General features: G+C 65.2%; 17 protein-coding genes. 11 read left to right on the top strand and 6 right to left on the bottom strand.

The genetic code is table 11. The features are described 5' to 3' along the window. Positions 1 to 40 precede the first annotated feature (40 nt). The gene (locus CH251_RS20940; protein WP_094614854.1) at positions 41 to 1,588 is read left to right on the top strand and encodes a long-chain fatty acid--CoA ligase; all 1,548 of its coding nucleotides are present in this window, start codon (positions 41 to 43) and stop codon (positions 1,586 to 1,588) included. After that, positions 1,585 to 3,075, top strand: a complete 1,491-nt coding sequence (locus tag CH251_RS20935) for an aldehyde dehydrogenase family protein (RefSeq protein WP_094614853.1) — start codon at positions 1,585 to 1,587, stop codon at positions 3,073 to 3,075. The genes CH251_RS20940 and CH251_RS20935 overlap by 4 nt, the downstream gene beginning before the upstream one ends. 68 nt (positions 3,076 to 3,143) lie before the next feature. On the opposite strand, the gene CH251_RS20930 is transcribed toward CH251_RS20935, so the two are convergent. Next, on the bottom strand, positions 3,144 to 3,623 hold the full coding sequence (locus CH251_RS20930; protein ID WP_094614852.1) for an SRPBCC family protein: 480 nt from the start codon (positions 3,621 to 3,623) through the stop codon (positions 3,144 to 3,146). Then, on the bottom strand, positions 3,605 to 5,032 hold the full coding sequence (locus CH251_RS20925; protein ID WP_094614851.1) for an FAD-dependent oxidoreductase: 1,428 nt from the start codon (positions 5,030 to 5,032) through the stop codon (positions 3,605 to 3,607). Before CH251_RS20925 ends, CH251_RS20930 begins: the two co-directional genes overlap by 19 nt. A gap of 137 nt (positions 5,033 to 5,169) precedes the next feature. Here CH251_RS20925 and CH251_RS20920 point away from each other — a divergent pair, with 137 nt between their 5' ends. Then, a complete protein-coding gene (locus CH251_RS20920; protein WP_094614850.1) occupies positions 5,170 to 5,781 on the top strand; it encodes a TetR/AcrR family transcriptional regulator in 612 nt (203 codons plus the stop codon). A gap of 5 nt (positions 5,782 to 5,786) precedes the next feature. Here CH251_RS20920 and CH251_RS20915 read toward each other — a convergent pair whose 3' ends face one another. Beyond that, a complete protein-coding gene (locus CH251_RS20915) occupies positions 5,787 to 6,359 on the bottom strand; it encodes a TetR/AcrR family transcriptional regulator (RefSeq protein WP_094614849.1) in 573 nt (190 codons plus the stop codon). 110 nt (positions 6,360 to 6,469) lie between these two features. Between CH251_RS20915 and CH251_RS20910 the strand changes: the two genes are divergently transcribed. Genes CH251_RS20910 through CH251_RS20895 form a run of 4 tightly spaced genes read left to right on the top strand, consistent with a single transcriptional unit; the run spans position 6,470 to position 10,867 of the window. Beyond that, entirely contained in the window at positions 6,470 to 7,384 is a 915-nt protein-coding gene (locus CH251_RS20910; RefSeq protein ID WP_094614848.1) for a metal-dependent hydrolase, read from the top strand. 17 nt (positions 7,385 to 7,401) lie between these two features. Then, positions 7,402 to 8,490, top strand: a complete 1,089-nt coding sequence (locus tag CH251_RS20905) for a PDR/VanB family oxidoreductase (protein WP_256979205.1) — start codon at positions 7,402 to 7,404, stop codon at positions 8,488 to 8,490. A 17-nt stretch (positions 8,491 to 8,507) separates the two neighbouring features. Then, positions 8,508 to 10,037 carry an NAD(P)/FAD-dependent oxidoreductase gene (locus CH251_RS20900; RefSeq protein ID WP_094614847.1) on the top strand — a complete coding sequence of 510 codons (1,530 nt, stop codon included), beginning with the start codon at positions 8,508 to 8,510 and terminating at the stop codon, positions 10,035 to 10,037. Beyond that, on the top strand, positions 10,034 to 10,867 hold the full coding sequence (locus CH251_RS20895) for an SDR family NAD(P)-dependent oxidoreductase (protein ID WP_094614846.1): 834 nt from the start codon (positions 10,034 to 10,036) through the stop codon (positions 10,865 to 10,867). The genes CH251_RS20900 and CH251_RS20895 overlap by 4 nt, the downstream gene beginning before the upstream one ends. 19 nt (positions 10,868 to 10,886) lie before the next feature. On the opposite strand, the gene CH251_RS20890 is transcribed toward CH251_RS20895, so the two are convergent. Further along, positions 10,887 to 11,540 (bottom strand): TetR/AcrR family transcriptional regulator, encoded by a 654-nt coding sequence (locus CH251_RS20890; protein ID WP_094614845.1) that lies wholly within the window; start codon positions 11,538 to 11,540, stop codon positions 10,887 to 10,889. 124 nt (positions 11,541 to 11,664) lie between these two features. Between CH251_RS20890 and CH251_RS20885 the strand changes: the two genes are divergently transcribed. The 4 genes from CH251_RS20885 to CH251_RS20870 are packed head-to-tail and all read left to right on the top strand — an operon-like array spanning position 11,665 to position 16,140. After that, complete coding sequence (locus CH251_RS20885) at positions 11,665 to 12,798, top strand: VOC family protein (protein WP_094614844.1); 1,134 nt, start codon at positions 11,665 to 11,667, stop codon at positions 12,796 to 12,798. Next, a complete protein-coding gene (locus CH251_RS20880; protein WP_094614843.1) occupies positions 12,795 to 13,730 on the top strand; it encodes a fumarylacetoacetate hydrolase family protein in 936 nt (311 codons plus the stop codon). The genes CH251_RS20885 and CH251_RS20880 overlap by 4 nt, the downstream gene beginning before the upstream one ends. Further along, positions 13,727 to 15,328 (top strand): bifunctional 3-(3-hydroxy-phenyl)propionate/3-hydroxycinnamic acid hydroxylase, encoded by a 1,602-nt coding sequence (locus CH251_RS20875; RefSeq protein ID WP_094614842.1) that lies wholly within the window; start codon positions 13,727 to 13,729, stop codon positions 15,326 to 15,328. The genes CH251_RS20880 and CH251_RS20875 overlap by 4 nt, the downstream gene beginning before the upstream one ends. Continuing rightward, positions 15,325 to 16,140, top strand: a complete 816-nt coding sequence (locus tag CH251_RS20870; RefSeq protein WP_094614841.1) for an SDR family oxidoreductase — start codon at positions 15,325 to 15,327, stop codon at positions 16,138 to 16,140. The genes CH251_RS20875 and CH251_RS20870 overlap by 4 nt, the downstream gene beginning before the upstream one ends. On the opposite strand, the gene CH251_RS20865 is transcribed toward CH251_RS20870, so the two are convergent. Beyond that, positions 16,137 to 17,237 carry a lipase family protein gene (locus tag CH251_RS20865; RefSeq protein ID WP_256979215.1) on the bottom strand — a complete coding sequence of 367 codons (1,101 nt, stop codon included), beginning with the start codon at positions 17,235 to 17,237 and terminating at the stop codon, positions 16,137 to 16,139. The genes CH251_RS20870 and CH251_RS20865 overlap by 4 nt on opposite strands. A 53-nt stretch (positions 17,238 to 17,290) precedes the next feature. Further along, the gene (locus CH251_RS20860) at positions 17,291 to 18,415 is read right to left on the bottom strand and encodes a HoxN/HupN/NixA family nickel/cobalt transporter (protein WP_094614839.1); all 1,125 of its coding nucleotides are present in this window, start codon (positions 18,413 to 18,415) and stop codon (positions 17,291 to 17,293) included.

Below are 18,415 nucleotides of genomic sequence, written 5' to 3'. Positions count from 1 at the left end.
ACCCGGGCACCCTCGCCCCCTCTCGCACAAGGGACTCGACATGTATCTCACCCAAGGCCTGCACCGCTCTGCCGCAACAACTCCGAACCGCGCAGCGACGGTGTTCGGCGATCGCGTTCGTACTTTCGCCGAACAGATCGACAGAGTGGCACGACTGGCTGCAGGCCTGCACTCGATCGGCGTCGAGTCCGGCGATCGAGTTGCGATGCTGGCGTTCAACAGCGACCGGTACTCGGAGTACCTGCTCGCGGTGCCGTGGGCCGACGCCGTGCTCAACCCCGTGAACATCCGGTGGTCGCCCGTCGAGGTCGCGTACGCCCTCAACGACTCCGACACCAAGGTCCTGCTGGTCGACGACACCTTCGGTGCGATGGTCCCGGCACTGCGCCCGGCATGTGCCGGCCTGCAGACCATCGTCTACTGCGGAGACGGCGCCACCCCCGAGGGCATGGTCTCGTACGAGGACCTGGTCTCGTCGCACGATCCCGTCCCCGACGCACGCCGTAGCGGCGACGCACTAGCCGGCCTGTTCTACACCGGTGGCACCACCGGCTTCCCCAAGGGCGTCATGCTCTCGCACGCGAACCTCGTCACCTCCGGCCTGGGAACGGTGGCGACCGGACAGCTGCTCGACGACGCATCGATCCTGCTCCATGCCGCTCCGATGTTCCACCTCGCCGATCTGGCCGCCTGGGTGGGGCAGGTCATGCTCGGCGGCACCCATGTCATGGTTCCGTTCTTCGAGCCGACCGCCGTCCTCGGCGCGATCGCCGAGCACTCGATCACCGATGTGCTGTTGGTACCGACGATGATTCAGCTTCTCGTCGACCACCCCGCATTGAGCGAGTTCGACACCTCCTCGCTCAGCCGTGTGCTGTACGGAGGATCCCCGATCTCCGCCGGCGTCCTCGAGCGCACCCTCGCCCGCCTTCCTCAGGCCCGTCTCACTCAGGCCTACGGCATGACCGAGCTCGCACCGGTCGCGTCCCTGCTCTGGCCGGAACACCATGTGGGAGAACGTATCGGCTCGGCAGGCCTCGCGGCCCCGCACTCGGAGATCCGGATTCTCGGCCCCGACGACGAGCAGCTGGCCACCGGATCCGTCGGCGAGATCTGCGTTCGCGGTGGACATGTGATGCTGGGCTACTGGAACAAGCCGGACGAGACCGCCGCGGCCGTTCGCGACGGTTGGATGCACACCGGCGATGTCGGCTACCTCGACGCCGACGGATTCCTGTTCGTCGTAGATCGGCTCAAGGACATGATCATCACCGGTGGCGAGAACGTCTACAGCGCAGAGGTCGAGAGCGCGCTGAGCCGCCATCCGGCCGTCCTGGCCTGCGCCGTGATCGGTGTGCCCGACGGCGAATGGGGCGAGCGCGTCCACGCCTGTGTCGTGTTGGCCGAGGGCACCTCGCCGACGGTCGAAGAACTCCGCGATCACACCCGCAGCTACGTCGCGGGATACAAGACCCCGCGCACCATCGAGTTCGTCACCGCGCTGCCCATGAGCGGCGCAGGCAAGATCCTCAAGCGCGAACTGCGGGACGCACACGTGGCGAAGGACGCGCTCGGAGCTTCCCTGTGACCAGCCAGGTCCAGGCGCGAACCACCTTCGATTCCTCCTCACCCATCGACGACGGTCCGGTCGCCTCGTTCCCCGTCGATGGGGCGGAGTCCGTCGCGCGGACGGTCGGCCTCGCGCGGAGGGCGCAGCGCACATGGGCTTCGTTGCCGCCACGCACTCGCGCCCGGCACCTGCGGGCATGGCGACACGACATCTGGAGTCACCGAACCGAATTCGCCGATCTCATTCACCGTGAGAACGGCAAACCGGCCGACGATGCACTGCTCGAGATCGTACTGACCCTCGAACACATCGCATGGGCGGAAAAGCAGGCACCGCGGCTCATGCGGTCGCGCCGAGTCAACCCCGGGTTGCTGCTCGCGAACTACTCCGCTCACGTGGAGACGGTGGCACTCGGTGTCGTGGGCGTCATCGGCCCGTGGAACTACCCCCTGTATGCACCCAACAGTGCGATCGGTTCGGCTCTGGCAGCAGGCAACTGCGTGGTGTTCAAGCCGAGCGAGTACACCCCCGCGGTGGCAGCCCGATACGTTCGCGCCTTCCACGAAGCCAATCCGTCTCTGCCACTCGGCATTCTGTCGCTGGTGACCGGGTACGGCGAGACCGGTGCCGCGCTGTGCCGCTCGGGTGTGGACAAGATCGCGTTCACGGGCTCGACGAGCACCGGCTCGAAGATCATGGCCACGTGCGCCGAGACGCTCACCCCGGTGGTCGTGGAATGCGGCGGCAAGGATCCGGTGATCATCGCTGCGGACGCAGACATCGCTGCGGCAGCCGAGGCGGTGGCCTGGGGAGCATTCAGCAACGGCGGCCAAACATGCGTCGGAGTCGAGCGGGTGTACGTCGAGCGCAGTGTCGCAGCACAATTCACCGGCGCTCTGGTGCAGCACGCACGTACCATCGCGCCCGGTGGCGATGCGTCGGCCACTTACGGACCGATGACGATGCCCAGCCAGATCGACATCGTCCGTCGCCACCTCGCCGACGCCGAGGCGGCCGGTGGCCGAGCACTGATCGGCGGACTGTCCTCGATCGGCGAGCGATTCGTCGGACCCACCGTGTTGGTGGACACCCCCGAGAGCTGTTCGGCCGTTCGCGAGGAAACCTTCGGCCCCACGGTCACCGTCCGCGAGGTCGACAGCATCGACGACGCGATCGAGCTGAGCAACGATCATCGGTATGCTCTCGGCGCATCGGTGTTCTCCCGCACGCAGGGCAAAGAGATCGCGGCGCAACTGGTGTGCGGCCAGGTCACCGTCAACTCGGTGATCGCGTTCGCCGGAATGGGATCGGTTCCGATGGGCGGCGTCGGTGCCAGCGGCTTCGGCCGGGTACACGGCGACGAAGGCTTCGCCGAGTTCTGCCGCACGCACAGCCGTGTCACGAAGCTGTTCGACATCCCCGGATTCGAGCTGGTGACGCTCCAACGCCGACGGTGGGTCATGCCGCTGATCGACCGAGTGCTGGGGCTGCGTCACCGCCGCTGAACGATCAACGCACCGATTTCACCTGCCATGTCACCGCTGTCCACGCATGAGGACTTCCGCCGGTTCTCTCACCGAATCGTCGCGGTTCGCTCGGAGAGGATCAGCGCCTCGAGGTTGCACATCGAGATGTCGAATCGTGCGGACATCCCGGCGGTCGCGATGGGCCGCACAATACGTCCCAGCCAGCTCGGTGCGACATCGAACCAGAACTCGAAGGTCATCGCGGTGGAGGTACCGCCGCCGAGCGGCGCAAAGCGAAAGACGTTCGCCACGTTGGTGAGCGGCGCGAATCCCTGACCCGAATCGATTCGCAGTCGGTTCGGTTCCAGCTGCCGGACGGTCCACGTGGCGTGAGTGGTGAAGCGGCCGAGCGCCGCCACTTCCTCGGTGTAGACACCACCTGTGCGTGCGGTGCCGTGATGAGCGGTGACCGACCGGACGTCGGACACCCATTCCGCATACCGACTGGTGTCACCGGTCAGTGCCCACACTTCCTCCGGGCTCACCGAGAGTGTGCGATGGGCCGAGACTACGAAGCGTTGTTCCACGAGAGTTCTCCTTCGGTCGAAAGTATGTCTGCTGCTGCTTTTTCACCCGATCGCACGGCGCCGTCCATGTATCCGTTCCAATATTCGGAGTGCTCGGCGCCGGCCCACCGCACTCGCCCGAACGGAACATCGCGCCACCGTCCGAGCCCGGTCAACACCCCGGGGGTCAATACAGCGGTCGGCCCGCCCCGGGTCCACTGTTCGTCGGTCCAGTTCTGTTCGATCCATTCCGTCGGTTCGAGTGCGCGCGGCCCCACTGCGGTGGCGAACGCGCGAAGAACCTCGCCGCGGCGCTCGGATTCGTTGCCGTCGGACCAGTTTCGGCCGCCTCGGTGGCGGCCGCCCCAGGTGCCGACGAATCCCATCAGTACTCCCTGACTTCCGTCGGGAGGAGAGTTGTCGAACATCGACGACACCGGTACGTCGCTGTCGCGAAAGAGCGCTTGGCCCGACAGCCCGCTCGCGCGCCAGAACGGTTCGGGATACACGGCCTCGCACTTGGCCAATCCGCCGAAGTTCATCCGCTGAAACAGTGCTTCCTGGGCCGCGGGAAGCGCAGGGCTCCAGTCGATTCGGGTGGCCAGAACGGGCGGAATCGCGACGACGACCGATCGGGCGACCCACGATTCGGTATCGCTGTGCACCACCACTCGATCCGGATGCTGCTCCACGCGGCGCACGGGGGTATCCAGGCGGACCGAATCACCGAGCTGCTTCGCGATTTCGATGCAGATCGCCTGTGAGCCACCGTGGAATCGCCATTGCTGCGCTCCCCCAGCGACACTCATCAACCGATCGACGGTGCCGGGGGTGTACTCGTTGCCCGCCCCGGCTACGTACGCCAGGCCGAAAAGCGCCGACACGTCGGCGGACGTGCCACCGAACACCGAACCGAGCAGGATGTCGAGCAGTTCCACGCCGCCGTCGGTGGCCGCGTGCCGCCGGGCCCAGGTGGCGAGGGTCTGGGTGTCCCACTCGCCTGCACGAGGTGCCGACCACGGTCGGTCCACGGGGATCTGCCCGGCGGCCCGATCGATCCGCGCCACGAGCATCCCGACGTCGGGCAAAGCCGCCAGATCCGGTGGCACCCCGCCGTCGAAGCGTCGAGCGCCTCCGTTCTTGACGTAGATGCTCGATCCGATGTCGTGCGCGGGGAACGTCCCGACGCCCACCGACGCGGCCAGGCGGAGGATGTGATCCTGAGTCGGACCGACGAACTGTCCGCCGGTCTCGACCACCGAGTTCTCACCGAGTGCGTGGTTGACCGTCCGCCCACCCACCCGGTCTCTGGCCTCGAGGACCTGGACGGTCAACCCTGCGGCCGTCAGTTCCCTGGCGGCGGTCAAACCCGCGAGTCCTGCGCCGACGACCACTACGTCCACACGCGTGGGTTCCGAAATTTCGGTCATGGGTGCTCCTTTCCGGGCTGTTCGATGTAGCGGCGACAGTAGCCCAATATTGGCCACTAGGCCAGGATTGACGAAGAGTGCCTGCTGGAGAGCACTGCGGTGGGGGTGAAAGGCAGCACTCCGGCTACGTTGTAGCCATGACCGACGAGCGCCGGAAGACTCGATACGCGCGTGGCCAAGAGCGCCGCGACGCCCTGGTCGACGCGGCCATCGGCGTGATCGGAACACGCGGACTCGAACGCGTCTCGTTTCGGTCCGTGGCCGACGCCGCCGGCTTCCCGCCGTCGACGACCAGCTATTTCTTCGGCTCGGTCGGCGAACTCATCGATGCCGCGATCACCCGAATTGCCGAGAACGTGACGGCGAAGGTCACGGCTCTACTCGACGTCGCGCACACCGGCGGGCTCACTCGCGACGATCTCGCCGACGCGATCATGGACCTCGTCTCGCTGCTGTCCTCCCCCGAGGACGACGACTCCCTCGTCCAGTTCGAGGCGTACCTCGCCGTGCGGAGACGGCCCGAGCTGGCGGATTCGGTACACCGAATCATGCGGATGATCGAAGAGGCGGCCGAGGCGGCACTCGGGGAATTCGGCATAGCGGAACCACATCTACCGGCTCGGCATTTCCTGGCCTTGATCGACGGCTACACCCTGCACGAGATCGCCAGGCCGACGCCGGGTGGCAATCGGGCCGAACTGAAGGACGCCCTGCTGCGCGTGCTCGACTCGTACGTGCCGCGCGCCTGAGCCCGCTAGTCGGCACCTACGAGAAGCGGCACGATGTTGCGGTGCGCGAACGCGAGCAGATCGTCGTAGGTATCGAGCGCGGCGGCGGCCGACGGCGTCAGCAAGATCGAATGGACAACCCGCACAACGATTTCTGGCGCATCCGGCACGGCGAAGGCGTCGGATCCCTGTTCACCCCCGGCGATGTGGGCGGCCGCGTTGATTGCGGTCACGAGCAGTGCCGATGCATTGGTGGTCAGTTGCTCGAGCACCAACGAGCTCTCGGAATCGAACATCTTCAAGAGCACGGGGTTCGTTCGCACCGAGTCGATGGTCGTGGCGAATCCGTGCGCCGCCCGATCCGCACGTGACGTCTGTTCCGCAGCCGCAGCTGCCACCGCGACGAACAATCGCGACGACTCCCGCGCCATGACGGCCCGCACCAGGTCGTCTTTGGACCCGATGCGGCGATAGACCGTCACTCGGTTGATCTTGGCGCGCTTGGCGACGTCGCCGATCGTGGTTCGAGGAATTCCGACCTCACCGAACAGTTCCAACGCGGCATCGAGAATCGGTCCGTCGTCCCCATCTGGATGCATTGCTCGATCCTATCGGCCGTCCCGACTCAACCCTGTGCAACATTGCAACATAATGTGTTGCTATGTAGCATCACTCTCGGCAGCACGATCTCGAAGGAACGGAGTTTCGAATGTCTCGGAACAAGGCGGTCGACTCGGACGAGCAATACACGGACGAGTCCTACGCGATAGTGGCGCGCCCGGTGACATTCGACTGGTCCGGCGTTCCGCTGCAGTACATCCCCCACGAGTGGTACGCCACCCACTTCTGGAACGTGATGCACCTGGTCCTGCCCGAGGGAGAACGAGCCATGGCGGACGTGTTCGCCCGCGCGCTGCCGTTCATCGACGACCGCCGACTGCACGAAGAAGTTGTGGGGTTCGTGGGTCAGGAGGCGACACACGCGTCCTCGCACGAGAGCTTCCGCACCTACCTCGTTGCACACGGAGTGGACATCGAGCCGATTCTGCAGCGCATTCGCTTCGCCGTGGGTGTGGTGTTCGGCGATCACGGCCTCACCGGTCGCGCAGGCAAAGCATGGCTGAACGAGCGGCTCGGAATCTACGCTGCAGCAGAGCATTTCACCGCCGTTGTCGGAGAGTGGCTGCTCGACAACACCGAATTCGACCGCATCGGCGTCGACCCCACCATGCTGGACCTGCTCCGCTGGCACGGCGCGGAAGAGCTCGAGCACCGCAACGTCGCATTCGACGCGTTCCAATACGTCGACGGTGGCGGATTCCGCCGCGCCCGAACCGCGGTGGTCGCCAGTGCCGGGTTGGCCGTGCTGTGGTTCAGCACCGCCGCCTACCTGTACAGAAACTCGGTCGCCACGCCACGAACCGGTAAGCGCCGGCTGCGAACTCCCTGGCCGATCGCGTTCGCACGAGCGTCACGCAAGCATCTGATACCGGGCCTGTCGTTCCTGTTCGTGCAGCTCGCCCTGTACATCCGTCCGGGCTTCCATCCCTCGAAGATGGGCGACATCGACAAGGCCGTGCAGTATCTGGCAGTCTCCCCCGCGGCGTTGGCGGCCCAGCAGTGACAGCTACGGCGCCTCCGGTGCACAGCCATCTCGGCGAGATCACGGTGACGGCACCGGGACGGGGACTGCGCGCCATCGGTGCCGCGTCCCGCCTCTATGCCGCACTTGTCACCGACTTTTCGCTCGTGACGGCCCTGTCTCCGGCGCGGCCCCGGCGAAGCGTCGGATACGAATTCGAGACCGTCGTCGACGATACGATCGACGAGGCCGAGGACGTTCGCTCCCTGATGCTCTCTCGCACAGACGGTGCACCACTACCGACGTGGCAGCCCGGTGCGCACATCGACGTCACCACTCCGTCCGGTTCGGTGCGGCAGTACTCGCTCGCCGGTCGACCCGGCGCAGGTGATCGCTACCGCATCAGCGTCCGCAGGATCCCCGGCGGGACGGCGTCCACCGAGATCCACACCCTCTCTCGCGGCGATATCCTACGAGTTCGCGGACCCCGCAACGCCTTTCCGATGGCCGAGGCCGAGCACTATCTCTTCGTGGCCGCCGGAATCGGCATCACCCCCATCCGGGCGATGATCGAGCGCGCCGCTGCGGACGGGGCGCGGTGGACTCTGTACTACCACGGTCGCTCGCGGGCGAGTATGCCGTTCGTTGCCCTACTGCAGCAGTTGGCACTGACCTCGCGCGGTCATGTGATCGTCAAGACCGACGATGTCGACGGACTTCCGATTCCGGCGGACATCGTCGACCTCGGAATGGGCAACTCCGCGATGTACGTCTGCGGTCCCGCGGCGCTGTCGAGCAGGCTCCGCGCCGAGGTCCTCGACAGTACGGCCGTTCGTGAATTCCACACCGAATTGTTCGCGCCTGCACCGGTGGTCGACGGCACGCCGTTCGTGTTGCAGCTCGACCGTTCCGGCGAGACCGTCGAGGTCGGTGCCCAGGAGACCGCTCTCGACGCCATCCGTCGATCGAGGCCGGACCAGCCCTACTCCTGCCGCCAGGGGTTCTGCGGAGCGTGCGTGGTCGGTCTCGTCGGCGGGCGCGTCGATCACCGTGACCGTGTTCTCGACGCCTCCGAACGCGAGAACTCGCTCACCCTGTGCGTCTCGCGCGGTGCCGTCGACGGTGAAGTCGTCGTTCTCGATCTGTAGAAGGAGCCCACACCCTCATGACTGCAACACAATCCGGTACCGCAATGCCCTCCATCGACGTCGCGATCATCGGCGCGGGTTTCGGCGGTCTGGGTGCCGCAATCCGACTCGACCAAGAAGGTCGCGGTGACTTTCTGATCTTCGAACGCGATACCGCCGTCGGTGGAACGTGGCACGTGAACACCTATCCCGGTGCGCAGTGCGACATTCCGTCCGCGCTGTACTCGTTCTCGTTCGCCCCCAACCCCGACTGGACGCGGCTGTATCCGCTGCAGCCCGAGATCGAGGCGTACCTCAACGACTGCACCGACAAGTTCGGAATCCGAGATCGGATCCGCTTCGGTCACGAAGTACTGGACGCAACCTGGAACGACGAGCAGGCCAGGTGGGTGGTGCGGACGACTGCAGGAACGTGGTCGGCGCGCATCCTGATCGGGGCCCTCGGGCCGTTCAGCGAGCCCGCCTCGCCCGATATCGAAGGCCTGGAATCGTTCTCGGGCAGTGTGTTCCATTCGGCGAAGTGGGACCACGAGCACTCCGCCGAGGGTCGACGCATCGCCGTCATCGGCACCGGAGCATCGGCGGTGCAATTCGTCCCGCGTCTGGCCCCCGAGGCCGCACACCTGACTCTGTTCCAGCGAACGCCGACCTGGATTCTTCCGCACCCCGACCGGCCGATCTCCGAATCCGGCAGATCCGTGCTGCGGAAGTACCCCCGGGCCCAGCGGGCCATGCGCCGCGTGTTCGACCTGTTCCAGGAAGCGTTGGTCCCCGGACTCATCAGCCATCGCTCGTTGTTGGCACCGCTCACGGCTATGGGGCGCGCCCACCTACGCCGTCAGGTGAAGGACCCTGTTCTTCGCGAGAAGCTGACGCCCGGTTACGAATTCGGCTGCAAGCGACCCACCTTCTCGAACAAGTTCTACCCCGCACTGTGCCGAGAGAACGTCACCGTCGAGACCACCGGCATCGCTCGGATCGTGCCCGAGGGCATCGTCACCACCGACGGGACCGTGCACGAGGTGGACGCGATCGTCCTCGGGACGGGATTCACCGTGTCCGGCCACACCGGCTTCCGGCGCATCGTCGGCCGCGACGGAAAATCGTTGGCGGACAGGTGGCCCGACGGCGAAATGTCGTCGTACCGAGGTACCACGGTGCACGGCTTCCCGAACTTCTTCATGCTGCTCGGCCCCAACTCGGTGGTGTACACCTCGCAGGTGGTCACCATCGAAGCTCAGGTGAACTACATCCTCGCGGCCTTGCGCGCCATGGACTCCAACGCGATCACTGCGCTCGAGGTGAGCATGCGTGCGCAGTCGACGTTCGCCGAACACACCGACCGAAAGCTCGCGGGATCAGTGTGGAACTCCGGTGGGTGCAGCAGCTACTACCTGAGCCCGTCGGGCCGAAACGTGACGTACTGGCCCGGTTCGGTGCGTAACTTCACCCAACGTATGTCGACGATCGAACTCGGCCACTACCACTGGCGCAGTGCAGATTCTCAACCCGATACCGAGCTCGTGACCACGAGGGACCTCACATGAAGAACCGCATCGAGCTGTCCGGAAAAGTGGCATTGGTGACGGGTGGAGCACGTGGAATCGGAGCCGCGACGGTGGCGGAGTTGGTATCCGCGGGAGTCTCGGTGGCTGTGGTCGATCGAGACTTCCCCCCGGACGCCGCGAGCTCGGGACCGATCCTGCTGCTCACCGGCGATGTCACCGATCCCGATGCGATGGCTCACTGCGTTGCGGCGACGATCGAAAAGTTCGGCCGCCTCGACATCGTGATCGCCAATGCCGGCATCACTCCGCCGCCTGCCACCATCAGGTCGGTCGACCGCGCCGTCTTCGACTCGGTGATGGCGGTGAACTTCGGCGGCGTCCTCAACATCGTGCGGGCCGCCGCCGACGAGATCGTGGCGCGCGGCGGGCACATACTGCTCGTATCGTCCTGCGCTGCATTCACTCCCGGGATGGGCGGGTCCGCGTACATGGTGAGCAAGGCGGCCGTGGAACAGCTGGGCCGCGCACTGCGCATCGAACTCGCTGCCGTCGGCGCATCGGCCGGTCTCGCGTACTTCGGAGTGGTGGACACCGATCTGGCACGGCACACACTCGACGACGACCCGATCGGTCGGCGAATCGGAGGATTTCTTCCGTGGCCACTGAGCCGACGCCTGCCGTCTCAGCGAGCCGCCGAATTGCTCGTCCACGCGGTCCGGACCCGTCGGGCACGATTGATCGCCCCTGCCGTGTGGACTCCGTACTTCTGGTTCCGGGGAATGCTCAACCCGATTCTGGAACGCAGGCTCGTCCGGGACCGTCGGGTTGCGCAGATCATCCGGGATCTGGAGAAGACACACGCACGCTGACGTTCCGTAGGCGCATGGGCTATGCGCTCTCACCGTCCACGCTGGGAACGTCACTCATCGGCGGGAGCGGCCGGGCGCACAGGTCACGCGCATCGGCGTCGGGCATTCCGAGTGCCAGCAGCACGCTGTACGCCATTCCGTCCACGGCCTCGACGTCGTCTCGATCGGGTTGCTCGAGCAACAGCTGGCCGACGCCGAGCAACGCGCCTGCCACCAGAGCCAGGGACAGTTGCGGGTCCGCGACCCGGAAGTACCCGGCATCGACTCCGGCGACGATGTCCCTCGCCGCACGTGGACCGAGACCGTGCGGCGAGGTGATCAACTCGGGGCCGGAGTGGATGAGCACCCGACTGAGCTCCGGCTGCAACCGAAACAGGCGGCCGGATATTCGAAACGATCGAGTGAACGCCTCGGCGGGGTCGGCGTCGACATCGGTCAGCGAATCGAGGTAGCCACCCAGCAACTCCAGGGCACCGTCGACCGCCGACTGGAACAGCTGCTCTCGACTGACGAAGTGGTTGTAGAACGACCCCATACCCACGTCGGCGGCCTGGGTGATCTCTGCGATAGGCGCGTTCAGTTCGCCGCGGGCGATGAAGCCCTGCGCCGCTTCGATCAACGCTCCACGTGTTCGGGCCTTGCGGCGCTCGAGTCGATTCGGGGTTTCGGTCATGGTCCCTACTTCTGCCTGCGCTGGTCGACGGCCTGACTCTTCCTCATGGCTGACGATTCTGTCAATACTATTGACTGACGGCACTGTCATAGGTGACGATATTGTCACCAACGAGGGAGGCTCAATGGCACAGGACGTCGACGGCCACAAGGACATGCACGTGGACCAGGGCGCGCTCACCGGCGAGCACCCCGGTCGCGCGAAGGATCCGATCATCAAGGTCCGCGACATCGCGTGGCTGGAATTCCGCAAGCCGGACCTGGTGAAGGCCGAGGCGTTCGCAGTGGCGTTCGGATTCACCGTGTCGTTGCGCACTCCCGAGGAGATCCATCTGCGCGGCACGCACGTGGGCGCACCGTGCGTGATCATCCGACGCGGCAAGCGAACACGATTCGTCGGCGCGGCCTTCGCTGCTGCCGACAACGCCGATGTCGCAACCTTGGCCGACGCCACGGGGCAGCGGATTCAGCGTCTGCCCGACACCCTCGGCGGAATCTCAGTGACCCTCACCGATCCCGGTGGACAGCCTGTCCAGGTCGTGTCCGGCTACACCGAGCACCCCGAACTGCCAGGGCAGGACGCTCACACCTACAACTTCGGCGATCCGCGCTACCGAGTGAACGCGACGCAGCGTCCACCACGTCAGCCCGCCCGGGTCCAACGTCTGGGACACGTGGTGCTCCAGCGCACCGGCTACCTCGAGAACCTGAACTGGTACCTGCATCATCTCGGGCTGATCGTCAGCGACTTCCTCTACTACGACGGTCAGCGTGATCGCGGTCCGGTGATGAGCTTCATCCGCTGCGATCGCGGCAACACTCCGGCCGATCATCACACTCTCGCAATGACTCTCGGTCCGTCCAACCGGTATGTCCACTCGGCCTACCAGGTGTCGGATCTCGATGCCATCGCCGCGGGCGGGGAGTACCTGACCCAGCGCGGGTACCGGCATTCGTGGGGTATCGGCAGGCACATCCAGGGCAGCCAGATCTTCGACTACTGGCGGGATCCCGACGGTTTCCTGGTGGAACATTTCAGTGACGGCGATATGTTCGACAACTCCCTCGAGCCCGGCTGGGCACCGATGACCGCATCCGGCCTGGCTCAGTGGGGGCCGCCTGCGTCCAAGGACTTCCTCGGGATCGCGCCGAGCAAAGCGTCTCTGCACGAGCTGAAATCGATCATCTCCTCGCTACGCACCGACAACGAATTCGACACCGAACGCCTTCGCGGCCTGATGAAAGTGGCTTCCTCATGAGCATCGCTGTACTGCGCACCGCCGACGCCTGGTGGGTGGAGACCCCGGCCGGGGCGTCCCGAATCGACACCTCGGCTACCACCACCGCCGAATTACTCGCCGATCGAGCGGCCATCGAGTCGGCGCGAGACTCCACCGATGTCGTTGCCGTGGAGACGTTGTCGCCGATCTCGCCGGTCACCGCGCCCTGCCGAATCATGGCGAACATGACGAACTTCGTCTCGCATGTGAAGGATTCGGGAATGAACCCCGAGACGGTGCCGCTGACGTTCTTCCGCAAGACCTCGGGCTCCATCAGCGGACCGACCGACGACGTGATCAAGCCCGCGCACGTCAAACTGCTCGACTACGAGATCGAGATCGGTTTGGTGTTCGGCAAGACCATCACCGTCGGCACCAAGATCGACGCGTCCAACGTGGCCGAGTACGTGGCCGCGCTCGTGCTCACCAACGACGTCTCGGCCCGCGACGTCCAGTTGCCGAAAACTCAGTTCTACGAGGGTAAGTCGTATCCCACCTTCACTCCGGTCGGGCCACGTCTGGTACTGCTCGAGGCCGGCGAGTTCGACCGGTTCGGCGATCTCGCATTGACCTTGCGGGTGAACGGCACTGTGCGACAGGACAGCACGGTCGCCGATATGATCTACCGTCCGGTCGAATCGCTGAAGGCGCTGAGCAAGTTCCAGCGGATCGATCCGGGCGATCTACTGCTCACCGGCACGCCGGGAGGCACCGCACTGAAGGCCCCCGCCAAGCCGATCGAAATGATCGGATCGCTGGTTCCGCCGTCGGTCAAGTGGAAGGTCTTCTTCAAGAAGCAGGCCAAGAATCCGGCGTTTCTGAAGGACGGTGACGTGCTCGAACTGACGTGCTCCGCTCCCGACGGAGCCCTCGATCTGGGGGTCCAGCGCACCCGGGTCTCCTACCGATGACCGAAAACACGTCCGACGGTCGCCACTTTCCCGTGGTGATCGTCGGCGCCGGTCCGACGGGCATGACCGCTGCGTTGCTGCTGGGCCGGTACGGCGTCCCCTGCCTCGTTTTGGACAGGTGGGAGGACGTCTACCCACAGCCTCGCGCGGTCCATCTCGACGACGAGGTGTTCCGCATTCTCGGCGATATCGGCCTGGCCGAGGACTTCGCGGGAATCTCCCGCCCCGGTCGCGGACTGCGGTTGTGCGACAAGCAGATCCGCACGCTTGCCGAGTTCGAGCGGGATCCCGACGATCGACCGCACGGGTACCCGCAGGCCAACATGTTCGATCAGCCCGATCTCGAACAACTGATGCGCAAACACATGTCGCAATTCGAGTGCGTGGAGATGCGCGGCAATTGCGAGATCACCGACGTGCAGAACCTGAAGGATTCGGTTCGGGTCCGGTACGACTCGACCGTCGACGGAACCCCACACTGGGTGACCGCCGACTACGTTCTCGGCTGCGACGGGGCCAACAGCGTGGTGCGAGAATCCATCGGGTCGAAGATGCAGGACCTCGGGTTCGCCCAGCGATGGCTGGTGGTCGACATCGCCACCGATGCCGACCTGGATCAGTGGGACGGCGTGCACCAGGTGTGCGACTCCGAGCGATCGGCGACGTACATGCGCATCGGTACCAGCCGCTATCGCTGGGAATTCCGTCTGCACGACGACGAGACCATGTCCGCCTTCCCCGACTTGGCCTCGATCCGTCCGCTGATCGCGCCGTGGCTCGAATCGATCGACGAGCCGGACATGGAGCTGATTCGCTGCGCCGAGTACACCTTTCGCGCACAGGTCGTCGACCGCTGGCGAGATCGCCGAGTATTCCTTCTCGGCGACGCTGCACATCTGACACCGCCCTTCATCGGACAGGGCATGGGTGCTGGACTCAGAGATGCGCGCAACCTGGTCTGGAAACTCGTCGGTGTGCTCGACGGGCACCTCAGCGATGCGACGCTCGAAAGCTACGAGACGGAACGAAAAGCACACGCCAAGTCCATGATCGAGCTGGCGATCGCGATCGGTTGGGCCATGACCGGCGGCAGCAAGCTCACCGGCATCCTTCGTTCGAGTATCGCACCCGCTCTCGGCCATCTACCGTTCGTCGGCGAGAAGGTCACGGCCAGTACCACTCCGGCTCTACCGCGTTCGCAGTACGTGTTGCGCTCACCTGCGCAGATCCGCACCCTGGCCGGCAAACTCTGCCCGAACAGCCCGTTGGACAACGGGACCCGCCTGGACGACCTCGCACCTGGACAGTTCCTGTTCGTCTCGTCGACCCCGCTGACAACCGGTCATCGTCGAGAAATCGAACGTCGCGGAGCCGTCGTCGTCGAGGTGGCGGCGTCGTCGGACCTGGGGGTCTGGCTACGCAGCGGACGCGCTGTCGCAGCGATCGTCCGACCGGACCGCACCGTCATGGCGTCGGGTACATCGGTACCGGCGCTGCACACCAAGATGCCGACAACCGCGTATCGACGGCTTGCTTGCCCGACACCCACTGCGACCAAGCGACCTGCTGCTCGCACCGCACCCAAGAGGCGAAGATGAACACTGCAATCGTCACCGGAGCGACGTCCGGGATCGGCGAGGCCGTCGCCGAGATTCTGATCGCTGGCGGCTACCGCGTCATCGGCACGAGCCGCAACAGCTCGAAGGTGGCCGACCCGATCCCGGGCGTCGACTACCGAGATCTGGACCTGACGGATCCGCAATCGATTCGCGCGTTCGTCGACGGACTCGGCGACACCCCGATCGATGTACTGATCAACAACGCAGGCGAAAGCCAGTGCGGCCCCATCGAAGAACTCCCCATCGAGGCAATCACTCGGCTGTTCCAGCTCAACGTGTTCGGCGCGATCGAGTTGACCCAGGCCGTATTGCCGGCCATGCGTGAGCGGGGCCGCGGCAGAATCGTCAACATCGGCTCGATGCTTGCAAGCTTCCCGCTGGCCTACCGTTCCTCGTACGCCGCTACCAAGGCTGCGATCAAGGGCTTCAGCACCGCAGCGCGGTTCGAGCTCGAACCGTACGGAATCGACATCACCACAGTCGAACCCGGCTCGATCGCCACCGGCCTGTCCGCCCGTCGCACCAAGTACTGCGGACCGCATTCGCCCTACCTGCGCGATTTCACCACGGTGATCGCGAAGCTCGACGCCAAGGAGGCACAGGGCATTTCGGCCGAAACGGTCGCGAAGACTGTGCTCAGAGCGGTCGAAGACAAGAAGACTCTCCCGATCTACGCCGTCGGCAGCAATGCGCCTGCGGTGTTTCTCGCCCAGCGGTTGTTGCCACGCACCGTGCTCGAGAAATTCACGGCCCGCGCGTACGGATTGCCCAGCAAGCGGCCGGCGACCTAGCGGAACAGGTTCGCGACGAACGGAATCGTATCGGCCTGCGACTGGACGAAGGCTCCACTGTGGTCAGCGTTGTAGGGCCTGAACGTCACCGGCTGACCGTTGGCCGTCAGCCGTGCGACGTAGGCGGCGGTGGTCGGGAACGGAACGTCGATGTCCTGCACGCCGTTTGCCATGAAGAAGGGCTTGTCGAATCCGGTTTCGGGCATCGCCATGTAATCGTCGAGTACGGCGGTGAAATTGGGCAGGCTAGTCAGCGGCGCGGTGAAGAAGTCGCCGATCGTCACACCGTCGAGTTGTGCCTCGAAGTCCGATACGCACGTCGTCTCGGCCAGGTCTGCGTACTTCTTCCCGAGTGGAGTCAGGATGGTGTCCAGCCCGAGCTCGGGGTGCGCGTAGCGCAGTGATGCGCCGATGTACGCGACGTAGGCGGTCAGGCCCGACGGCAGCTCCACCGGCGGAACGCCCGGTCCACCGATCGAGACCAGCTTTTCTATGTATGCGGGAGTTCCGGTGCCGACCGCCCCGCGGTAGTCGAGATCGGGTCCGCCGAACTCGGTTGCGTAGCGAGCGGTGTAGATGGCTGCGCCGCCGCCCTGCGACTGGCCGACGGCCACCCAGGATCGCGAGAGGTCCTCGTTGTAGTTGCGGCCCGCCTTGACCATGTCGACCACGTTGTGAGCCGTGGTTCGACCGTCGAGATACGTAGGCAGGCCGGGCGTTCCGAGGCCGGCATAGTCACTGGCGACGATGGCGTAACCCTGTGCCAGCCAGTTCCCCAGGTACGGAAGATCCCGCTCGGCGTAGGTCGGACCGATCATCGACGGCGCACACGAATCCCCGAGACCGGATGTGCCGTGGGCCCACGAGATCACCGGCCAACCACCCGCGGGCGGCGTGCCCGGCGGCAGGAAGACGGTGCCGGTGCTCAGCGCTTTCTCGCCGAACGTGTCGGTGGTGACGTAGGTGAGCACTTCGGCCGAGGCCGCGCCGGGAACCCACAGTTCCTGCGGCAGATCACGAGTCGAGACGACGTCGCCGATCTCCTGAGTGATCGCCGGTGCAGCGGAAGCAGGTACGGCCAGCAGCGCCGTCACCATGCTCGACGCAACAGTCGCGGCAACTGCGAGGGCACCGATCCGACGACGAGAGGTCACTGGGTCTCCATTCCGTTCGAGTGTGCGAAGCCACCGCGTTCGTCGATGCGCGCCACCTTGTAATACACGACCGCACCGATCCACACGACGAAGAACGTGCCGACGACGAGTTGGCCGGCCAGATTGAGATCGATGACGGCCAACGCGTCCCACAGGCCGCCGGTCAGCTCGAACTGCTCGGCGAGCAGCGACAACAGCTGCACCGTGCCGATCACCAATGCCACGAAGACGGACAGTCCCGTCATCGTCATGTTGTAGTAGATCTTGCGCACCGGCGTCACGAACGCCCAGCCGTACGCCTTGGACATGAAGATGCCGTCGATGGTGTCCATCGTGGTCATGCCCGCGGCGAACAGAACCGGCAGCGCGATGATCGCCATCGGCGGAAGGCCGCCGGCCATGGCCGTCGTGCCTGCGATCGCAAGCAGACCGACCTGAGTAGCGGTGTCGAATCCCAGCCCGAACAGCAGACCCAACGGGTACATCTGCCACGAGTGGTTGATCAGCTTGTCGTAGCGGCCGCGGAACAGTCGATTCATCAGCCCACGCTTGGCCAGCAACTCGTCGAGGCCGGCTTCGGTGAACTCACCTCGTTTCGCACGTCGCCAGACTCCGACGATTCCCGCGAGCACTGCGATGTTCAACGCCGCGATGAGATACAGGAATGTTCCGGACACCAGCGTGCCGATGATGCCGCCGACTCCGGCGAATGCGTCCTGGAACGCCGTCGCCTGCGACGCGACGAAGGCGATAGCGGCGACGAAGACGAACACGACCGTCGAGTGACCGAGGGAGAAGAAGAGCCCGACGGCCAACGGCCGCTTGCCCTTCTGCAGCAGAAAGCGGGTGGTGTCGTCGATGGCGGCGATGTGATCGGCGTCGAAGGCGTGCCTGAGCCCGAGTGTGTACGCCAGCACGCCTGCTCCGGCGTACACGAGGGTGCCGTCGGCCCCGGTGAGTCCGTGGATACTCGGGATGGAGTCGTAGTGCGTGAACAACCCCCACCCGATCACGTGCAGAGCGGCCACCAACCCTGCCATCGCCAACAGGCGGGGAATCTCGTCGAGAGTGAATCGACTCTGCCGTCGGCCGACCTCGGCCCGCGATAGCTCAATCGTCAT

The organism is Rhodococcus sp. 06-462-5 (assembly GCF_002258315.1).
Taxonomy (GTDB): domain Bacteria; phylum Actinomycetota; class Actinomycetes; order Mycobacteriales; family Mycobacteriaceae; genus Rhodococcoides.
The sequence above is the reverse complement of the archived record's forward strand: the minus strand, read 5'-3'. Positions and strand labels throughout refer to the sequence as shown.